General features: G+C 51.6%; 18 protein-coding genes. 11 read left to right on the top strand and 7 right to left on the bottom strand.

The window, feature by feature from the left end; all coding sequences use genetic code 11:
* Positions 1-27 precede the first annotated feature (27 nt).
* From SH302x_RS02440 to SH302x_RS02420, 5 genes are all read left to right on the top strand, one after another.
* Complete coding sequence (locus SH302x_RS02440; protein ID WP_479367075.1) at positions 28-759, top strand: hypothetical protein; 732 nt, start codon at positions 28-30, stop codon at positions 757-759.
* Positions 760-859: 100 nt separating this feature from the next.
* Positions 860-1,672, top strand: a complete 813-nt coding sequence (locus SH302x_RS02435; protein ID WP_479367073.1) for a PspA/IM30 family protein — start codon at positions 860-862, stop codon at positions 1,670-1,672.
* Positions 1,673-1,730: 58 nt separating this feature from the next.
* The gene (locus tag SH302x_RS02430) at positions 1,731-2,855 is read left to right on the top strand and encodes a type 2 periplasmic-binding domain-containing protein (protein ID WP_479367072.1); all 1,125 of its coding nucleotides are present in this window, start codon (positions 1,731-1,733) and stop codon (positions 2,853-2,855) included.
* A gap of 5 nt (positions 2,856-2,860) precedes the next feature.
* Positions 2,861-3,670 (top strand): ABC transporter permease, encoded by an 810-nt coding sequence (locus SH302x_RS02425; RefSeq protein WP_479367070.1) that lies wholly within the window; start codon positions 2,861-2,863, stop codon positions 3,668-3,670.
* 3 nt (positions 3,671-3,673) lie between these two features.
* A complete protein-coding gene (locus tag SH302x_RS02420) occupies positions 3,674-4,573 on the top strand; it encodes an ABC transporter ATP-binding protein (RefSeq protein WP_479367068.1) in 900 nt (299 codons plus the stop codon).
* Between the two features lie 19 nt (positions 4,574-4,592).
* On the opposite strand, the gene SH302x_RS02415 is transcribed toward SH302x_RS02420, so the two are convergent.
* Positions 4,593-4,952: an ATP-dependent Clp protease adaptor ClpS gene (locus tag SH302x_RS02415; protein ID WP_479367066.1), complete on the bottom strand. Its 360-nt coding sequence runs from the start codon at positions 4,950-4,952 to the stop codon at positions 4,593-4,595.
* Between the two features lie 147 nt (positions 4,953-5,099).
* Here SH302x_RS02415 and SH302x_RS02410 point away from each other — a divergent pair, with 147 nt between their 5' ends.
* Positions 5,100-6,470 (top strand): dipeptidase, encoded by a 1,371-nt coding sequence (locus SH302x_RS02410; protein ID WP_479367065.1) that lies wholly within the window; start codon positions 5,100-5,102, stop codon positions 6,468-6,470.
* Positions 6,471-6,531: 61 nt separating this feature from the next.
* Here SH302x_RS02410 and SH302x_RS02405 read toward each other — a convergent pair whose 3' ends face one another.
* Entirely contained in the window at positions 6,532-7,698 is a 1,167-nt protein-coding gene (locus SH302x_RS02405) for a hypothetical protein (protein WP_479367064.1), read from the bottom strand.
* Between the two features lie 36 nt (positions 7,699-7,734).
* Positions 7,735-8,733, bottom strand: coding sequence for a DUF2167 domain-containing protein (locus SH302x_RS02400; RefSeq protein WP_479367062.1), 999 nt, complete (start codon positions 8,731-8,733; stop codon positions 7,735-7,737).
* 318 nt (positions 8,734-9,051) lie between these two features.
* On the opposite strand from SH302x_RS02400, the gene SH302x_RS02395 reads away from it, so the two are divergent.
* Positions 9,052-10,023, top strand: a complete 972-nt coding sequence (locus SH302x_RS02395; RefSeq protein WP_479367060.1) for a methyltransferase domain-containing protein — start codon at positions 9,052-9,054, stop codon at positions 10,021-10,023.
* A 70-nt stretch (positions 10,024-10,093) separates the two neighbouring features.
* Here SH302x_RS02395 and SH302x_RS02390 read toward each other — a convergent pair whose 3' ends face one another.
* The gene (locus SH302x_RS02390; RefSeq protein ID WP_479367058.1) at positions 10,094-11,935 is read right to left on the bottom strand and encodes a DUF885 domain-containing protein; all 1,842 of its coding nucleotides are present in this window, start codon (positions 11,933-11,935) and stop codon (positions 10,094-10,096) included.
* A 161-nt stretch (positions 11,936-12,096) separates the two neighbouring features.
* Here SH302x_RS02390 and serC point away from each other — a divergent pair, with 161 nt between their 5' ends.
* Together serC and serA are read left to right on the top strand one after the other, a co-directional pair.
* Positions 12,097-13,200 (top strand): 3-phosphoserine/phosphohydroxythreonine transaminase, encoded by a 1,104-nt coding sequence (gene serC, locus SH302x_RS02385; RefSeq protein ID WP_479367056.1) that lies wholly within the window; start codon positions 12,097-12,099, stop codon positions 13,198-13,200.
* Between the two features lie 47 nt (positions 13,201-13,247).
* Positions 13,248-14,879: a phosphoglycerate dehydrogenase gene (gene serA, locus SH302x_RS02380; RefSeq protein WP_479367054.1), complete on the top strand. Its 1,632-nt coding sequence runs from the start codon at positions 13,248-13,250 to the stop codon at positions 14,877-14,879.
* Between the two features lie 31 nt (positions 14,880-14,910).
* Here serA and SH302x_RS02375 read toward each other — a convergent pair whose 3' ends face one another.
* From SH302x_RS02375 to SH302x_RS02365, 3 genes are read right to left on the bottom strand one after another with little or no spacing between them, the layout of a single operon-like run.
* On the bottom strand, positions 14,911-15,228 hold the full coding sequence (locus SH302x_RS02375) for a hypothetical protein (RefSeq protein WP_479367052.1): 318 nt from the start codon (positions 15,226-15,228) through the stop codon (positions 14,911-14,913).
* Positions 15,229-15,252: 24 nt separating this feature from the next.
* Complete coding sequence (locus SH302x_RS02370; RefSeq protein WP_479367051.1) at positions 15,253-15,519, bottom strand: nucleotidyltransferase family protein; 267 nt, start codon at positions 15,517-15,519, stop codon at positions 15,253-15,255.
* A gap of 25 nt (positions 15,520-15,544) precedes the next feature.
* Positions 15,545-17,803, bottom strand: a complete 2,259-nt coding sequence (locus SH302x_RS02365) for an Orn/Lys/Arg family decarboxylase (RefSeq protein WP_479367049.1) — start codon at positions 17,801-17,803, stop codon at positions 15,545-15,547.
* Positions 17,804-18,101: 298 nt separating this feature from the next.
* On the opposite strand from SH302x_RS02365, the gene SH302x_RS02360 reads away from it, so the two are divergent.
* Both SH302x_RS02360 and SH302x_RS02355 read left to right on the top strand, forming a co-directional pair.
* On the top strand, positions 18,102-19,037 hold the full coding sequence (locus tag SH302x_RS02360; RefSeq protein ID WP_479367047.1) for a hypothetical protein: 936 nt from the start codon (positions 18,102-18,104) through the stop codon (positions 19,035-19,037).
* Positions 19,034-20,062 carry a hypothetical protein gene (locus SH302x_RS02355; RefSeq protein ID WP_479367045.1) on the top strand — a complete coding sequence of 343 codons (1,029 nt, stop codon included), beginning with the start codon at positions 19,034-19,036 and terminating at the stop codon, positions 20,060-20,062. Before SH302x_RS02360 ends, SH302x_RS02355 begins: the two co-directional genes overlap by 4 nt.
* Positions 20,063-20,064 lie beyond the last annotated feature (2 nt).

Below are 20,064 nucleotides of genomic sequence, written 5' to 3'. Positions count from 1 at the left end.
GATTATTGAAAGTCTCGTGCAACACTAATGTGGTTCAAATCTTTTCGCCGCAGAGTCCTGCAGGAACTTACGCTTGCTCCGTCGGTCGTGCTGCCGATTGTGGGAGGCGCTTCGGCGTGGCTTTTGTCCTGGGCCGCTGGCGGTGTCGCTTCGTTGAATTTGTTAGGCTTGATCGGCGTTCTGGGGGGGATTGGTTGGCTGGGCACGCGTTTTGTCTTTCTCCTCGACAAAATATCGGAGAAAGTAAGCCAGGAAGATCAAGCCAAGATCGTGAAAGCGGAAGACGATCGCTTGGCAGCGGTTCTCAAGAAAATGCGATACGATCGTGATCCAAGGACCGACGATTATTTTACGCTGCTTTGCAAAGCTCGTGACGAATTCAACGAATTAGCCAGCAGGCCTCAGATGTTGATTCGAGGCCTAGGGCTGCACGCGCAGGTCAACACCCTGTTCTGGGCAGCCATCGAGCAACTGGATCGGTCCTACAAATCGTTTGAATTATCCGAACAGTTGGTGGGGGAGGAACGCAAAAACATTTTGGCCAGGCGAGAAATCATCCTACATGATGTCAAGAAGTCGGTAGAGCAATTGCAAAGTGCTGTCGACCAGTTACAGCATCTTGACGATAAAGAAAACTCTACCGATTTAAGCAGCTTGCGCGACGAGCTTGATGAATCCTTACGAATTGCAGCTCGTACCGAAGCACGCATGCGTGAACTGGAAGGTAAGAAAGACTACAGCGAATTTTTGCGGGAGTAAAGAAAATCCCCACTCGACCCATTTTTCCGGTAAACTAATCTGCGACTTATCTGAAACACAGCACACTTGTTTCGTCAACCATCATTGAGGAGTGATTTACATGTTTAAGGCAATTGGCCGCTTCTTCCGAGCCATCGGCTATTTATTTACCGGTCGCGTCAACAACGCTGCTGATGCAATTAGTGCAAACCCTACCGTGATGTCCGCGACGTACGACAAAGTCATCGACGAAAAACGTAAGCGCCTTAACCAGTACAAAGACGCGATCAGTGCCATGATTGCTCAAGAAGAGACCAAGAAGGAAAAGTTGCGAGCACTGACCGAAGATGTCCAACGACTTGAAAAATTGAAGCAAGGCGCTGCGGCCAAAGCAAAACAGTTAGTTGAGAAGTACGCTGGTGACCCGTCAGCGGTCAAAAATGATCCTGAGTACATCAAGTGCCAGTCGGCCTTCAAAGACTTCTCTAGCACCTTGCTTGAAAAGCAACAGCGTATTGGTGAACTGGAAAACGACCTTCAGCAACTGGTGACGAACGTCAACGGTCATAAGGCCCAGATCCAATCGTTGATGCGTGAGCTTGATAAATTGAAGGAAGAAAAGCACGACGCGGTTGCCACGGTTCTCTCCAGCGCTGAAGAAAAGCAAATCGCCGATATGATGACCGGTATCTCACAAGACAAAACCAGCGAAGAACTGCAACGGTTACGAGATATGCGTCAACGTGCATCTGCCAACGCTCGCGTTTCCCGTGAACTCGCTGGTATGGATACCGCTCGCGCAGAATCCGAGTTCATGGAGTACGCTCAATCAACCGTTGCCGATGACGAATTCGATGCCTTGATTGGTTTGTCGGCCAAGAAAGACGCGGCCCAGTCAGCGCCAGCGGAAAGCTACAAGCTACCTGAGTCTTGATCGCTTCTCCCGACATCCATTTATCCCCTCTCATTCCAATTTCCAAAGGTGTAATGCAATGAAATCCAAATACCGCAACCTAAGTCGAGCGGCATGCCTGATGGGCATCGCGATGATGGGTTTAGCTGGCTGTACCAAAACCGCTGGAACTGCAGATCCCTCTGGCTCGGCTTCTGGCGGTTCCGCCAAACCGCCTGTGTTTTCATTGACGTGGAGCGAGTATCCTTCGTGGAGCGTCTTTGGTGTGGCACATGAAGCTGGTTTGATCGACGAGGCCGAAGGCAAACTCGGCGAACTTGAAAAGAAGTGGAACGTAGATATCGTCCTGAAACAGGCCGACTATGACACCTGCATCCAATACTACGGCAGCGGCAACGCAGACGCGGTATGCATTACGAATATGGACATTTTAGGGCCATCGATGCAGAAGGCCAGCACGGTCTTGTTCCCAACGTCAACCTCCGATGGAGCAGACGCTTGTATCGCGGTCAACATCGAAAACATCGATGGACTAAAAGGTATCACGTCGCACGGTCTTGAGCGTAGCGTCTCACAGTATTGCTTTGAACGTGTCTTGGAAAAGAAAGGCTACTCGCCTGGCGAGTTTCCATTTTCCAATATGGACCCTGCCCTAGCCGCTCAACAGTTGCAGCAAGGTGCCGCCAGTGTCCAGTCGATTGTGGTTTGGAACCCGTTCGTGATGGAAACCCTGCGTCTGCAAACCAAGTCCAAAGTTCTCTTTGATTCCAGCGAAATCCCAGAAGAGATCGTCGATATGGTCGTCATCTCGAACGTTGCCCTCGCCAAGCCGGGAGCAAGCGATTTCGCGAACGCGTTGATGGAAGCGTTCTATGAAGTATCCCGGCGAATCGATGATCCTGCCTCCAGCGACGAGACCCTAGTGGCGTTAGGCGAGAAGTTTTCCAAACTGGATGCAACCGCGATGCGAAAGGTCGTCACGCAAACCAAGTTTTACAAAACACCGCAAGAGGCCCTGGATCTACTCAGCAGCGAAAAGTTTCAGTCGGAGACCATGCCGGCCGTCGCTAAATTTTGCGTGGAACATGACATCGTCGACTTGGGCACAGCCACACAAGTATCCATGGGCTTTGATGCAGCCGACAAACAGTTGAACTTTAGCACCGAGTATTTGAAGGCCTACGCGACAAAGGCATCGAAGTAATCGCGATGATCCGCAGTCGAATCCCCACTTGGCTTTTTTGGACGTTGAGCATCCTTGGTGTTGCTGCGCTGATTATTGGCTACGGTCTGCTGTCGCAACGCATGACCGTCAATAATCCACAGCAAACCATTGTGCCTGGCATTGAAGGCTTCAAGGCTGGCTTTGAGAGGTTGTTCAAACCTAGCGGCTTGAGCAGCAATCCCAAGCCGCCGATTTTCTGGAGTGACCTTGCCGCAACTTACTGGCGGTTGTTGCTGGGACTCGCTCTTGGTGTGGTGTTGTCCGTGATTTTGGGCGTAGCCATGGGAGCTTACCACTGGATCGAAGCGCCCCTGAGTCCCATTATTGCGTTTCTGTCAAAGATCCCGCCGACGGCCATGATGCCGATCTATTTCGTCCTGGTTGGGACCGACCAAACCATGTTTACAACGATGGTCGGCTTAGGGATCTTTTTCTCCATGGCTCAAGCGATCTACGGCGCAGTTCAGAAGGATGTCAGCGATGATGTCATTGATAAAGCGTATACGTTAGGGGCCAGCGATGTCGAGATTTTGTACGAAGTCATTTGGAAACAGATTTTGCCGCGAGTCATCGATAACATCCGTCTGCAGATTGGCCCCGCGATGATTTTTTTGCTTGCCGCTGAGATGCTGGTGGGCAATGCTGGGATGGGCTATCGCATTCGTATGGAAGCTCGCATCTTGAATATGAACGTGGTCTACATCTATTTGATTATTCTCGGGTTGTCCGGGCTACTCGTCGAACGAGGACTATTGATGATCCGTCGTCGTATCTCGCCGTGGTATGGGAAATAGTCTATGAGCGAGTACGCATTGCAAGTCTGCGACGTTAGCCATTGGTACGGCAACAACCGGGTACTGCACAACATCAACCTAGACATTTTGCCTGGGCAAATTGTGGCGATTGTTGGCCCCAGTGGTTGCGGCAAAAGCACGCTGCTAAAGGCCATCCTAGGCACTCACCCGGCCAAAAGCGGTCATGTGCTGGCCGATGGTAAAGAAGTCCTGGCGCCCAACCGCGACGTCGGCATTGTTTTTCAAAACTACGCACTTTACGACTTCTTAACTGCGGAAAAGAACGTTGCATTCGGATTGAAGCTCGATAGCACTTCCCTGCTCTATCGGATCTTTCAATATGGGAAGTATCGCAAGCAGCGTGAAGCGCACTTGCAGCAAGCGCGAGCGTTCTTAAAAAAGGTCGGCTTGGAGTCTGCAGCGAAACTCTATCCATCGGAACTGTCCGGTGGTATGCGACAGCGGGTTGCCATTGCGCAGTCGCTGATCATGAAACCCAAAGTTGTACTCTTGGACGAGCCGTTCGGTGCCTTAGACGAGGCGATGAGGCAGGAATTGCAACTTATGCTGCTGCACTTTTACCAAGAAAACGTCGAAGCAAAGGCCGCTGGCAAACGTCCGGAATACACGATTGTGATCGTGACGCACGAATTGAATGAAGCGATCTATGTCGCGGATCGTGTCGTGGGCTTATCACGCTATCATCATGAGGCGGAACATGGAGCAACGGTCGTGTACGACAAACCTTGCCCCATTTTTCATCCCGATGACCCGCGCGACTACGAGCGGTTTGTTGAGCAACGCGAGGAGTTGCGTAAAGCAGTCTTTGACCCTAAGTACATCAAGGCCGCCGATGCTTACGTCACGCAATACAACCCACCGACTCCCCCCGCAGGATTGTGAACTGCTTGCGATCGGCAGACTATTCCCGGACGGGCTCAATCGTGGCGGTCATCGCTCCCTTGGAGCGGGCGCTTAATGGGTCTTTTCCAAAAGCATGAATCTGATCCCGTTTCAGTTCAGCATGCTCTCGCGTGGTGGTTAAACAGATGGCGCGTCCTGTTGTATCCACTTCCTTTGCTAATTGAAAACCGCGCTGCTGCGAGTAGCGAAACAGCGCCACCATCATCCGCGTGACATATTCGAACGTATGCTCGGAGTCGTCCCACAAGATCACGTTGTAACGCGGTTGCTTTTTCGCCTCTGGCTTTTTCGCAGCGGTCTTCTTCGACTTTTGAATCGTCGCCGTTTCTTCCATTACAGCAGCTTGCGAATCCGACATGTTGCAGTCAAACCTCTAACATAGATAATTTAGTCAACCACTAGGAATAATTGCCGGTTAGACCGACAATTGACTGTCAGACCAGCATTGTACGCCATTGGGGGCGGTGTTTGGCAAGTACAAAACTGAAAAGCAGTAAAATCATCAATGACGAATTTTTCCGAAATCGACGCACGTTTACAGCATAATCGGCAAAGTCACCTGGACCAATTGTGCGAGTTGCTGCGGATTCCCAGCATCAGTGCCGATCGCGCCTACGCCCAGGCACTTCAATCAGCCGCCGACTGGATGACAGCAAAATTCCAAGCTATGGGGCTGACAGCCAAGCAAATTGGCTCTGGAGGACCGCCGCTGGTCTATGCGGAAACCCCTCCGGTCGCCGACGGTCCGACCGTTTTGGTCTACGGCCACTATGACGTGCAACCGCCAGATCCGCTGGAACTCTGGGAGACACCACCCTTTGAACCAACTGTCCGCGATGGAAAACTGTTTGCCCGAGGCGCAACCGACGACAAAGGCCAAATGCTGACACATGTGTTAGCTTTGGAAGCATTTCTCAAGTCCGGCTTGCCGCTGAACTGCCAAGTGAAATTTTTGATCGAAGGCCAGGAGGAAAGCGGCAGCGAGGTCCTTGAGCAGTATTTGCCATCCTTGGTAGAGCAGCTTCAGTGCGATGTGATCATCATCAGCGATTCGTCCCAGTACGCAAAAGGTCAACCCGCCATTACCTATGGTCTTCGCGGGATCGCATATTTCGAATTACATGTCCAAGGCCCAAACGTTGACTTGCATTCCGGCGTTTTCGGCGGCGCAGTCACCAACCCAGCTTACGCCTTGTCGCAAATGCTGGTCGGCATGAAAGACGAAAACGGTCGAATCCAATTGCCCGGCTTTTACGATGCAGTCAAAGCACTGGATGAAAACGAACGTGCCAATTGGCGGAAGCTAAACTTCAGCGATGACGCCTTTGCCAAACAGATCGGAGTAACCAGTGTTCATGGCGAACAAGGCTTTTCTACTCTGGAGCGACGCTGGGGACGCCCAAGCTTCGATATTCACGGCCTGACCAGCGGCTATCAAGGCGAAGGCGGCAAGACCGTGTTGCCTGCCAAAGCTTCGGCCAAAATTTCGTTTCGGTTGGTTCCAAACCAATCCCCTGCGGAAGTAGCTCAGCAACTGCGAGCGTACGTCGAAACGCATACGCCAGCGGGCGTCACCGCCAAAGTCGTCGATTTACACGGCGGCCCTGGTGTCGTGGTCGATCCAAACAGCAACTACATGAAGGCCGCGTTTCGCGCCGTGGAAGATGGATTTGATAAAGCACCTGTCTTGATTCGTGAAGGTGGGTCGATCCCCATCGTAGCAGCAATGGTCAGCCAACTGAACTGCGATGCGATATTGCTGGGCTGGGGATTGGACGACGATGGAGCCCACAGTCCTAACGAAAAATTTACGATTGAAGATTTTTATCGCGGTATCAAATCAAGCACGCGTCTTTGGGCTTACCTGCCTCAATAGGACCCACGCCACTTGCTTGCAATGTTGTAGCTGCGCGGCCTTCCCCCCCCAGCGTGTTCACCTAAACACTACGGGTTAGCCGACCGCCACAGTTGTCGCATGCGATATCCGTTTCGATAAACTCATGCAGGCAACGTTCGCAATAAGATTTTGTCTCTGAATCGCCAATGGTGGGTGGCCTAGCTAGATCAGCCATATTCGATCCGCAATCCTGCACGCAGGTCTGCAGTAGTTGAGCGTACTGGATGTGGTGCTGTTCCATGACCCTGATAGCGATAGACATCTCGCTGGCGATGTCGTCTAGCGGCATCGGATAGCTTGCGTCACGACAAGCGATCCCCACCATGGCAGACAGATCCGCGGCGTTGAGTGCGGCGAGCACAGGAACAGGATGAGCCCAAGCGAAAAGGTGCCTGGCTAGATGATCGCTGCCACGCATCGCAGCAGCCGGTGACACAAAAGCGATGAAGGTTTGCTTCCATCGATCCACCCGGCGTTTTGGAAAGAGTCTGCGATGAGCCCTATTGATCAGCAAAACGCAGGTCCACCACAAGAAAAACAAAACCGCAAGATAGACGACCAATGCCAACAGTGGATCGGCTGGAAGGATCCACTGGTAGTGCAGCAGCGAACCCACACCGAATATCCAGATTAAAAGAGCAGTCCCTGCGACTTTCAAAAATCGAGTGGCTCGACTCCAGGCTGCAATTCGTTGGCGTATCGCAGACAGGTCAAGTGTTTCCGATAGTAGACTTTCGATCAAACTGGGGCGATGTGCTGCATCGCTGGCTGCAACTTCCATTAGTCGATGACTGAGCGCCGTTGCACTCGCTGGACTTTGTAAGCTGCAAAAGTCCTTTGCGTCACTCCGCAAGCGGTGTTCATCACGTTGAACCTCCGCGATTTTATCATAGGACAACAAAACCAGATCGACATTGGGTCGCTGTGACCAACCTGGCGCCGCGAGGACAGTATTGCAAACACCTTCCTCGTCGACCGAGATCGGCAACGGCTGGATTACAAAAGCGGCATCCCAAGGGGCAGGACCGCTAAAGTATATTCGCCCGTGATCGTTAGCGAGAACCGATCGACCGTCTTGCAGCTTATACTTGCCAAACAACGAGCGAATGACATAGCAATTGCCCCGAGCCCAGACTGCCATCTCGATAAGATACAGAACAGCGACGACGATAAAAATTTGCTCGACAGCGCTAAACTGTTGCATCATGCATCTTTTCGAAATCGGCAAAAAATCCCGCTGGTACTACTGGTAGGTATCTTGCGATGTAGAGCGACCAGTAAACAGTTTCTTTACCAGCGAAGCAAGCCCTGCGAACAGCGCAATGATCACCAGGATGATCGCTTTTCCGCCCTTGGCGATAATGAGCCCAAGCTTGCCGAGCAAACCTGATTTGGCGGCCACTGCTAACGCGCCACCACCGATCAAACCAGCCAATCCCAATGCGGCTACTTTATCGCCAGGCTTCCAGTCAGCATACTTCGCACCCTCTTTGAATTCGTAACCAGTTAACAACTGCTTGGCAGAAGGCAATGCACTCTTGTAGTTTTCAGGAGCCCCTACCAAGGTAGCTGACATAACTCCGGAACGACCAAGCAATCGGATTTCGTAGTTAATGGAATCACCTTCATCGAATCTTAACTGAATGCCCCACGTTAAATTATTCGTTTGAGGATCGTAGAACGGAGTGTCCGACCAATTGATTCCTCTTAACTCGGAAGCTCCTAATGCACGACGCTCCGCGTTGCCGGGCTCGATACCAGCTCGAAAAGCTTCCAAAAGAGAGTCCGCGTCGATGGTTTCCTTTTCAGCGTCCTTGATGTAGCCAATGTCGTCGAACTGAAAAACCATGAACCAATCGTTAGCATCATTTTCAAAATCCATCGGCTGTACCAATCCCAGAATGCGGGGATTGGGAGGATTGCCATAGTAAGTCAGCAATGCCTGAGCATCGCGTTGATTGAGAAACTGATAACCATCAGGCACCTTGAGCTTTGCCATTGTCCCGATATCGACTTCCGCGGGGCCCGCAATTGGCGTCAGGTCAGGGCCTTGAGCCAACTTTCTAAGCATCTCTTCTTGTTCTGGAGTTAGCTCTATTTCCCCATTTTGCGACAATTCGATGGTGGGAACCTGGTCCTGTGCATACAGGTTGGTTGAAATGCTACAAGTGGCTGCGACCAGCCCCAAGCACATGGCATACAGTCCAGCTACGGCGCAACCCCTGAAGAAACACGCAAACATCTTCAAACTCCTCTGCCTTGCAAAAACTAACAGCCATAGCGAACGCGCAGCTCGATCGGCTACGACGGGAAACCCAACAAGATCTCACAGACTGGCCAGCGTTAGATTTATATAAAAGTTCCCCTGCGGCGTGTTGGCCTGTTTGTGTTTTCTTTTCAAAAAGTGAAAAAACGCAAGAAATTGCCGGTGAGGGCTGTAGGCCAAGTGCACTTTGACGCCCATGGCGGCATCGCATTTCTCCCAAATCGGCCTTGAGGGCTCCTGTCTTTATTCCGTACAGTCCGTTGGAACTTCGATGTCCTTTTTGAAAGTTTTTCCGTGCCCTCCCCAACCGAACCAATCGCCGCTCAGCAGCGTGTAGTGGACTCTATAAGCCCATCTCAAACCAGCGCGAGCCCTGAATCGAAAATCCCTGAGTCGGAAATCCTCGGGCAATACATTCCGTTGTTGTATCACTACAACATGCTGCAAGACGAAGATCGCGTTGGGGCTTTCCTGGATGCGATTCGCTTGCTGGTAAAACCGGGCATGAATGTCGTTGAACTAGGAGGAGGAACAGGAATCCTTTCGTCGTTTGCTGCGAGACAAGGTGCCAACGTCTTCTGCGTCGAACGTAATTTCGAACTCGTGCAGATGGCAGAATCGTTTGTGCGCATGAATCAACTTGAGGAGAACATTCAAGTCATCCATGGGGATGCCATGAGATTTATTCCCCCTGTTCCAATTGACGTGGTGATTTGCGAAATGTTGCATGTTGGTTTGCTGCGAGAGAAACAAGCCCAAGTAATCGATGCTTTCAAACACAATCATCAACAAGCCTTTGACGCTCCCCTGCCGATATTCATCCCTGAGATGTCCATGTTGATGATGCAACCTGTGCAGCAAGATTTTGAGTATGCTGGATACCACGCACCTGTCCCACTGTTCCAGGCGCCAATCTTACATCAACCTCGTACCGCGGAGTTGGCTCCGTTCATTCCATACGCGAATATTGGGTATAGCGATATGATCCCAACGCGATATGAAACTAGTATTCAGTTTACTACTCAGCGCCGCGGCCAATTGAATGCAGTGCGATTTGCAACGCAAAACGTTTTGGGAATCGATATGGAAGCTCAACGAGCAATCGCGTGGCCTAATCAATGCTTAGTGCTACCGCTGACGGAACCCGTGGACGTGGAACCCGGCGATACCGTTGAGATTGATATGTGCTATTCTGCAGGCGACTCTGTGGAAAGCCTTTGGAAGTCGCTTGATGCCCGCCGTCTGCTGCCTCCAGCAAGACTGTAGAAAGAACTCTGACATTCGACATCCCGCGACAGACCATTCATCAACGCTGCGCAGGGGGGGCACTGTTTGCTTATTCAGCAGCCCGCGTTGCGTCTGCCAGCCAGTGCTCGACGTGGGCCTCAAGTACAGGCAAAGGCACTGCTCCGTTCTCTAAAACGACGCGGTGAAACTCGCGTAAATCAAAGCTTGATCCCAATGCAGCTTCGGCCTTGCGGCGCAGTTCAAGCATCTTCAACTGCCCGATTTTGTACCCCAGCGCTTGCCCTGGCCAACCGATATACCGATCGACTTCGGCAGCAATATTATGATCGCTGAGCGCTGTGTTTTCACGCATAAAGGCAATCGCTGCTTCGCGTGTCCAACCTTGATCATGAATGCCCGTGTCGACAACCAGCCGACACGCCCGCCACGCCTCAAAGCTTAATCGACCGAAGTCCTGGTAAGGATCTTCATACATGCCAATTTCTTTCCCCAAAAGCTCTGCATATAACGCCCACCCCTCAACGAACGCGGTGAACATGGCAAACTTCCGTAGCGGGTGCACTTGCGGCAACTCCTGCTGCAGAGCGATCTGCAAATGGTGCCCAGGGACAGCTTCGTGCAACGCCAACGCCTCCATCTCGTACTTGGGACGCTGAGGCAAGTTGTAGGTGTTTAAATAAAAGAAGCCTGCTTTGGTACCGTCTCCGGTCGGCGGCCAGTAGTAAGCACTGGTCGTTTGGGGAGCGACAAAACTGGGAATCTCCTTCAAGCCATAGGGAGTTCGCGGCAGCGTAGAAAAAACCGCTGGCAATGCGCCATCGATACGCTTTAAAATCAACGCCACAAACTGCATCAGTTCTTGTGGCGATTGGGCATAGTGAATCGGATCTGCCTGCAGCGATCGAATGAAATCAGCCAAGCTGCCGTCAAAGCCCACTTGCGATTTCACCTGCTCCATTTCCCCCCGAATGCGTTCTACTTCCCTCAATCCGATCTGATGAACCTCTTGGGCCGTGAGAGGCAAAGTAGTAAAGTGTTCAATCCGATCTTCATAGTACGCTCGTCCATTGGGCAACGCGCGGGCAGCAATCGAACTGCGAGTAGCAGGCAAATACTCATTGACCATAAACTGGTGGAATGCTTTATAGCCGGGCACCACGGATTGCTGGATCGCCGAAGACGCTTGTGCTTGCAAGTCGCTCCAGTCTGATTCTTCGATCCAACGTGGGCGAGCCTGGAGAAATGGCTTATAGAGTTCGCTTCGCAATGGATCTTCGACCATGTGTGGTTGCAATTGGGACGCAATGTCACGTAGAACCACAGCGGGAATACTGTAGCCTTCGGCAAGACCCGTTTTCATTAGGTCGATCTGTTGTTGGGCATAGCGACGGAAGTCCGCGAGGCGACCAATGTAATTTTCATAGTCGACTTTCGATTCGAGCTTCATCGAATCAGCCAACTGCGCAAATGAGACGTGAAAGCCTTCACGACCGTTGATCGGCATCAAGTAGGCTCGATGCTGGTAGTTGGATAGCTGATTTTGCAGCCGCAGCCGTAGGACCTCGTGATTAGTACGCTGCTCCAGCGTCAATGGCTCCAGCGGAATCTTTTTCAGTCTTTCTAAGTATTCACTTCGAATTTCAAACCGCCGCTGCATCTCGCTCAGCGAATCGTTGGGCAAGCGATCCTGGCCAATTGCGACGCCCACTTCACTGGCCAGCCACGGGTCCTCTGCCACTTCCCAAGCCCAAACCTCATCCAGAAACGCGTCAAAAACCTTCGGAAAGTCGTCTGCTTGGGAATCCGGAGGTACACTTTGGCCCGCAGCGACCAGCCCGCACACTAGGTGCCAAGCCGTCGCTACGAAGAAGAATGCCAGGATCCGAAGAGCTTCCGGACGGAGATGAACCAGCCGTACCAAGTTGGACATAATTAAAAAACCCAAGAAAATCCAATGAAACGGCGATGAATGCCCAGCAGTCCTTTTCGGTTCTGTCCCCACAACCTAAAATCACGACCCATTGCACGCTAGTCGGGTGGCCTTAAGCCGCCCGCCGTGACGAACGCTAGAGTTTTAACCAGTTCAGTAATATGACCGCAAACGCAACCGACCGCCATTATAACTTCTCGCCGGGACCTGGTGTCCTGCCGGTTCCAGTCCTTGAGAGAATCCAATCCGAACTCATGTGCCTGCCCGGCGCTGGAGCTTCCATTTTGGAGGTTTCCCATCGCAGCAAGCACTTTATTGCAATTCAAGAAGCGGCCAAACAGTCCTTGATCCGCCTGCTGAGCATCCCGGATGACTACGAAGTCCTCTTTATGCAAGGTGGAGCTCGTCTGCAGTTTTCCATGGTGCCGATGAACCTGTTGCGGGGATCAGACAAACCTGCTGGCTACATCGTCAGCGGTTCTTGGGGTAAGTACGCGTTGGCCGAAGCAAAAAAAGAAGGCTCCACAAAAACCATTTTTGACGCCAAAGAGACCAACTACAACCGACTGCCAACGGCGGCCGAAATGCAGTGCGATGACTCGTTTGCCTACGTCCACATGACGAGCAATGAGACCATTCAAGGGGTTCAGTTCCTGAGCGATCCAGCGTGCGGATCCCCCTTAGTCTGCGACAGCAGCAGCGACTTCATGTGTCGGCCAGTCGACATTTCCAAGTACGGCATGATCTACGCATGTGCTCAAAAGAACGCTGGCCCCGCTGGCGTTACGGTGGTCATCATTCGCAAAGACCTGATGGATCGCGGGGCCGAATCGCTGCCGGGATATCTACGCTACAAGAACCACGCCGAAGCTGACTCGATGTGGAACACACCGCCAACCTTTGCAATTTACGCACTAGGGCTGGTTTGCGATTGGCTGGAAAAGGATGTTGGCGGACTACACAAGATGCTAGACCTCAACGCCCGCAAGTCAAAACTGCTCTATGATGTCGTAGACCAATTCCCTGCGTTCTACATCGGACACGCTCAGCAGGATTCTCGCTCGCTAATGAACGTCACCTTTCGATTTCCAGACGAAGCGACTGAAAAGAAATTCTTGGAAGGTGCTAAAGCCTTGAAACTTGATTCGTTGGCTGGCCATCGCAGCGTCGGTGGTATTCGTGCCAGTATCTACAATGCGATGCCAATGTCTGGCGTCGAGACGTTAGCTAACTTTATGCGAGACTTTGCTTCACAGCATGCGTAACGCATCCTCCAATCGCTCAATTCCTCTACCAAATTCAAAAAGCAACCATGGCTAAATATCGTATTCTTGTCTTAGATCCCATTGCCCGCGAAGGGCTTGATATGCTCGAAGCCAACCCGGAATTCGCATACGAAATCCGCATTGGCTTGAAAGGCGAAGAGCTTCGAAAATCACTCAACGAGTTCGATGCGGCAATCGTGCGCAGTGGAGTCAAAATCACGGCCGAATCGCTGCAGGGCAATAAGAAGTTGCGGGCAATTGCTCGCGCTGGAGTAGGCACGGACAACATCGACAAAAACGCTGCCACTCGTCTGGGTATCGTGGTGATGAACACACCCGCCGGAAATACACTCAGCACCGCCGAACACACCTTCGCGATGATGTTGGCCTTATCAAGGTCGATTGCACCTGCGAACCAAAGCTTGTGCAATCACACCTGGGACCGTAAATCGTTCATGGGTACGCAGTTGGCCGACAAGACCTTGGGGATTATCGGCATGGGCCGTATCGGTCGTGAAGTCGCCATTCGCGCTCGAGCCTTTGAGATGCGGGTCTTGGCTTACGATCCATTCTTGACCGAAGAACAAGCTACAAAATTGGGTGTAACTCGGATCTTGTCGGTTCCAGACATGCTTTCCAAAGTCGATTACTTAACGGTCCATACGCCACTGACAACCGAAACGAAGTATCTGGTAGGCATGAAGGATCTGGAGATCGTCAAACCCGGCATCCGGTTGATCAATTGTGCTCGCGGCGGCATCTATGAAGAAGCCGCAATGATCGAAGGACTCAAGTCAGGCAAAATAGGCGGCGTGGCACTGGACGTCTTTGAGACGGAACCCTGCACCGACAGCCCCCTGTTTGGCATGCCTAACGTCGTGTGCACTCCTCACTTGGGAGCAAGCACTGAAGAAGCCCAAACGCAAGTTGCCATCGAAGGCATCCAGTTGCTGATGAACTATCTGCAACATGGCGAAATTCGACATGCGGTCAACGTGGCTGCACTTGATCCTAAGACCTTGGAAGCTCTGCGGGGTTATCTGGATGTCGCGTATCGGCTGGGATTGTTGATTGCCCAGTGGAACGGCGGCAGTGTTGATCACTGCACCTTGAACTATCGCGGCGAAGTCGCTGCCAAAGATACCAAACTGCTCAATGCCGCCTTCTGCGCCGGGCTATTGGAAAAAGCCTTGGCTGGCGAGGTGAATATCATCAACTCAGAACTCCTATTGCAAGAACGCGGAATCGAACTGGTCGAGAATCGCAACCGGGAGCCTGGAGCTTTCAGTAGCTCGATGACTGTCGAGGTGGTCAGCGGTTCGCAAAAGCTGCGAGCAGGAGCAACACTCTTTGGAAACAACATGCCACGCTTGATTTCCGTCAACGATTGCCGACTGGAAGCATACCTGGATGGCCGCTTGATGTTTTTCCATCACACGGACAAACCCGGGATTATCGGCCAAGTCGGTACGATCTTCGGTCAAAACCGGATCAACATCGCTCAGATGGCCGTTGGACGGTCCGGCAACCAACAGGGCGGCGAAGCGGTCGGCGTTTTGAACCTAGACAGCATGCCTCCACAACATGTTGTGGATGAAGTCTTGAAGTTAGAAGCAATCCAAAAAGTCAATCTGATTGAATTGCCGGAAGCGGGCCAGTTGCCAGCGTGGCTAGCGTAAGCTAGTAGCTTGCTAAACATCCGGCCAAACGTTATCCCTCAGGATCGTTCAGCAACATTTGCAGATGATCCCGCAGTTGGGGCGGAAACCGCTGCGGCCAACTTGCGTCGATCAAGCCGACTTGAATCATATCTATCAGATGTGTTTGATCTTTACGCCGATAGCTATTGAGTTTCATTCCGACGAGAGCTTCTAGATTGATCACGGATTTTCCTTCGATGAGGGTTATATTTGTGACATCAGGCGTCGGCGTCGCGTACTCTGCTTTGACTTTCTGCCCCGCCTTCAAAAAATGGATGCCTTGACTGGGCTTGCCCTGGGGACCATCTAGAAAGACCGTGACGTCCATCACCGAATCTCTAAAACCGGCCTTCTACATGGCCTGCGTCGCCTCGGGCAAATCTTCTTCCCGCAACAAAATATCCACATCCTTGGTATTACGCACAGCTCCATCATCGATGGTCGCCACCCAAGCGGGCACTGCGTTGCCACCAATGATGGCATAGGGAATCTGCGCTTGCTCCAAAGCTTGGCATGTGCGTTCTAAACGTTCCTTCACTTTTTCGACGGCAGAAAACATCCTTTCAAAGACGAAGGGCCCTTGTTCACGAACCAGATTCTGTAAGTCGTCAGGCGCCATTCGTGGAAATCTCCGGTAGTTTAGCCTACGTCCTCACACAGTCGACGTGGTACTTGCGATCGGGACCTTCGCCCTCTTCCACTAGACCATGAATATCCGTTTCGAATCCAGGGAATTTCTCATTGAAGGTTTGCGCAAATTGCAAGTATTGAATGATGGTGCGATTGAACATCTCACCGGGAATCAATAAAGGGATACCCGGCGGATAGGGTGTCAATAGAACGGCCGTCGCGCGGCCTTCCAACTGACTGATTTCCACTCGATCTATCTCTCGATGAGCCATGCGATCAAAAGCATCTGACGGCGTCATGGCAGCGTCAATCTTCGACAGATACATTTCGGTGGTGACTCGCGCCACGTCATGCTTCTTGTACATGTCGTGAATCTGCTGACACAAGTCTCGTAGGCCAACGCGCTCGTATCGTGGATGTGCTTGAGCGAACTCCGGCATCGCTTTCCAGACGCGTTGATTCTTGTCATAGTCATCTTTGAACTGCTGAAGTGCACTGAGCAAAGTGTTCCAACGTCCTTTGGTGATACCGATCGTAAACATGATAAAGAACGAGTAGAGCCCGGTCTTCTCGACAATAACGCCCTTCTCTACTAAGTAGCGAGTCACAATCGAAGCAGGGATCCCCGTTTCGGTGAACTGTCCGGACATTTCCAGACCCGGCGTGATCACAGTGGCCTTGATCGGGTCCAGCATGTTAAAGCCCGGCTCCAAATCGCCGAAACCATGCCACGCTTCGTTGGCCCGCAGCATCCAGTCATCCCGTTGGCCAATACCATCTTCTGCGAGCTTCTCTGGCCCCCAGACTTTGAACCACCAGTCGCTGCCCCACTCATCATCGACCTTCCGCATGGCACGACGGAAATCGAGCGCTTCGAAAATAGACTCTTCGACCAATGCTGTACCACCCGGCGGTTCCATCATCGCTGCGGCCACATCGCATGAAGCGATGATGGCGTATTGAGGCGATGTCGAAGAATGCATCAGATACGCTTCGTTAAACGAATGGCGGTCTAGCTTGTCTTTCTCCGGTTCACGCACCAAAATCTGCGAGGCTTGCGAAATTCCTGCGAGCAACTTGTGCGTGGAATGCGTCGCAAAAATCATCGACTTCTTGGGCCTTGGTCGATTAAAGCCAATCGCATGCATGTCTTGATAGAAAGTGTGGAAGGCAGCATGTGGCAGCCAAGCTTCATCGAAATGCAAGCTACCAATCTCACCATCTAACTCACGCTTTAACATCTCCACATTATAGATAACACCATCGTAAGTACTCTGAGTCACGGTCAGGATACGCGGCTTGAGATCCGGATTTGCTTCGAGAGCTTTCTTGGCAAACGGATTCTCGCGAATCTTCTTCCATATATTATCGATGGAAAACTCGCTCATCGGAATCGGCCCGATAATGCCCAAATTATTGCGAGTAGGAGTTAGAAAAACGGGAATGGCACCGGTCATAATGATCGAATGCAAAATCGACTTATGACAGTTGCGATCGACCACCACGATATCGCCCGAGGCGACGGTTGAATGCCAGACAATCTTGTTGGAGGTTGATGTCCCGTTGGTAACGAAGAAGCAGTGGTCGGCGTTGAAGATCCGCGCTGCGTTTACTTCGGATGCGGCAACAGGCCCCGTGTGATCCAGCAGTTGCCCTAATTCGTCGACGGCATTACACACATCGGCTCGCAACATGTTCTCGCCAAAGAATTGATGGAACATTTGCCCAACGGGACTTTTCAAAAAGGCTACGCCTCCTGAGTGCCCAGGACAATGCCATGAATAGGAGCCGTCTTGCGCATAATGAACGAGAGCTCGAAAGAACGGAGGCGCCAACGATGCGGTGTACGAGTTCGCTTCACGCAGGATATGTCGCGCGACAAACTCCGGCGTATCTTCAAACATATGGATGAAGCCATGCAGCTCCTTCAAAATATCGTTGGGGATATGCCGAGACGTCCGAGTCTCTCCGTACAGGAAAATGGGTATGTCCGCGTTCTTAAAACGAATCTCGGTGATGAAAGCCCGCAAGTTGTGCAGCGCAGGCGACATTGTCTCTTCGCTAGCGAACTCATCATCGTCGATCGACAAAATAAACGCGGAAGCCCGGCTCTGCTGCTGCGCAAACTGCGACAGATCGCCGTAGTGCGTGACGCCGACGACCTCGGTCCCCTCGCGTTCGATGGCCTCCGCGAGTGCGCGAATCCCTAAACCAGAGGCATTTCCGGAACGGAAATCTTCGTCGATGATGACGATAGGAAAATTGAATTTCATATGTGTTAATTAGAGGAACTACCCAAGTCAGTACGCGTGGGAGAAACTCAAGTTCGCCCAAACGACGATTCTCGACCCAACCGCGAACAATTACCCTTGTTTGTAAAGTGGATTTTGGTTTTGGCAATGCTTGACTTACTCAGAACTGGCCACGTTCTGCCCAAATAAGTCTCCAAACGGCTTTCGATTCCTGGAAAGTGCCCGCTTTGACCTGTTTTGGCTAGCGAACTGCCCCACACTCCTTCCAGATTGATAAAATAAGAGCCTTGTCACGTAGGTCTTCATTGGAAAGCTCGTCATGCCACTGCTGCGACACGTTGTAGAAGTGCCCTTCAATCAATCCGAAGTCTGGCATCGATTTCTTGCTGAACTTTCGGTTGTCAACCGACAAGGTTTGTCGCCAAAGCGTTTCTTTCAATCCACGACTCTTCCGCTACGTGGCCCGCTACAAAAACTAAAAGAACTATGCGTTGACGAGCACGACGACACTCTTGCCTGGAAGGACATCTGGAACAAACCGGTCTTAACTAACCCACCAGCTATCTTTCGAGTGCTTCACAACGCAAGCCAATTGGATCTTCTCAGCGAAACAGCAGCTTTTCTAAGCGAACGACTGAAAGAGGATACGCAGACGGAAACACAATGGTATCGTCGACAAGTTTACTTCGGAATGGTGTTTCTACTCATCTGGTCGGTCGCTTGCATATCGATTGGTATCAACGTGCCAGCACTCAGCGCGGCCGTCGACTTGCTACAGATTCCAGTGCCTTTATGGCTCAAGATCCTGCGCGTGCTACATCAATGTTTGCCATTCATCGGTTGGTTGCTTCCAATGCTCGTCGGCGTTGTTTGGCTAATAATCTCCCTGCGGCCCAAATCAACAGTCCGCAGCAAGCAAGTGGCCCAATCCATCCTGCTCGCACTCGCTGAACAATTCTCTCTTACGAACGATCTGCCTGCCAGCGAAAGTCTTTCCAGAGCGAGCAACATCCTCCAGATTGAGCGACCTGAATCGTATCAAACACACACTGAACTATCTCAAGCAGTGAAACTCATAGGTGACGCCTGGACGTTGAAGACCCAGCGAGAAACATCCAATCAGAGAAAAATGTTACGCTTGAATGTGCTGTGCTACTCCACGGGCGTCGTATCGCTGATTTCCGTCTATGTGTTACTTAATGTATGGCCGTTGATCTGGCTGATCATTCGCAGTTTGCAAGGAGTCGGTGCATGAACCAACCATTGACTCCGCAGTCGAGGCCTGACCAGACCGTAGACTGGCAGGTACTGCAAACCACTTTGCTGAAAACTTCCGTTGACTCAATAGAGCAAAGGGCACTGCTTCTCTCAACTTCCGAGTCCGACCACAAGACTAATCTCAATAGTCTTCAACGCGATATCATTCATGGATTGAGAACCAGTTGCGATTTGCTCGCCACTCACCCAACGTTACTATTGAATTGGCTGCGTCAACGCCAACATGATGCAGAAGTTTATGACACGGCAAGTCGCAAATGGCATTACGCGGTTCGCCTCGCGATGGCGATCGTCGTCCTGGCGATTGGGATTTCACTAGCGTTCGAGGGGATACAAAACGTTTTCGGCGACATCGACGAAAACTTCGACATTTTTTTAGATATCGCTTTGTACCCTGCGTCCACTCCACCACCCACCATGGACGCAGGCCTGACAGCACTTCGGAACATGCTAACCAAAGGCTTTGTTCCAGCAATGTTGGCCCTACTGGTCGCCTCATGGATGCTTACGCGCATCTGCCTGGGAAAATCCATCAGCCATTACCTGCTTGTTAGCGTTCCTCTTCTGGGAAAGAATACTAGGCTGCGGAGTGCCTGTGGCTTCTTGTCATTGGTAAGTAGTCTGCGGCAGGCAGGAGCGGATCCCTATCAAGCTTGCGATCTCGCTTCGCGCTGCATGGGCAGCGAGTTTGCGCGACAGTGGACAGCGTTGGTTGCAACCCGCGTCCAAAGCAATCAGCCCATCCTACAAGCCATCAGCGAAAATCGTTTGTTTGACCATTGGATGGTAACTATCGCGGGTTCGAGCGTTACCGCTCAACACGACTGGATTGCATTAGAGTTCCTTACGCGACTGCTGCGAGAGGAGATTTCATTACGATCGGTGCTAGTGACGACTTGGGTCCAGCGAGTCTTATTCTTTTTCGTTATCTTGCTAGCATGCTCGCTGCTGCTTTTGGCCGGCTATGTTGGCGCGATTCTTCTAAGTCAGTTCGTCAATTAGAG

The sequence above is a fragment of the Njordella calcicola genome, assembly GCF_056494125.1.
Note: the sequence above shows the minus strand (reverse complement) of the source record. Positions and strands in the feature narration are given on the sequence as shown.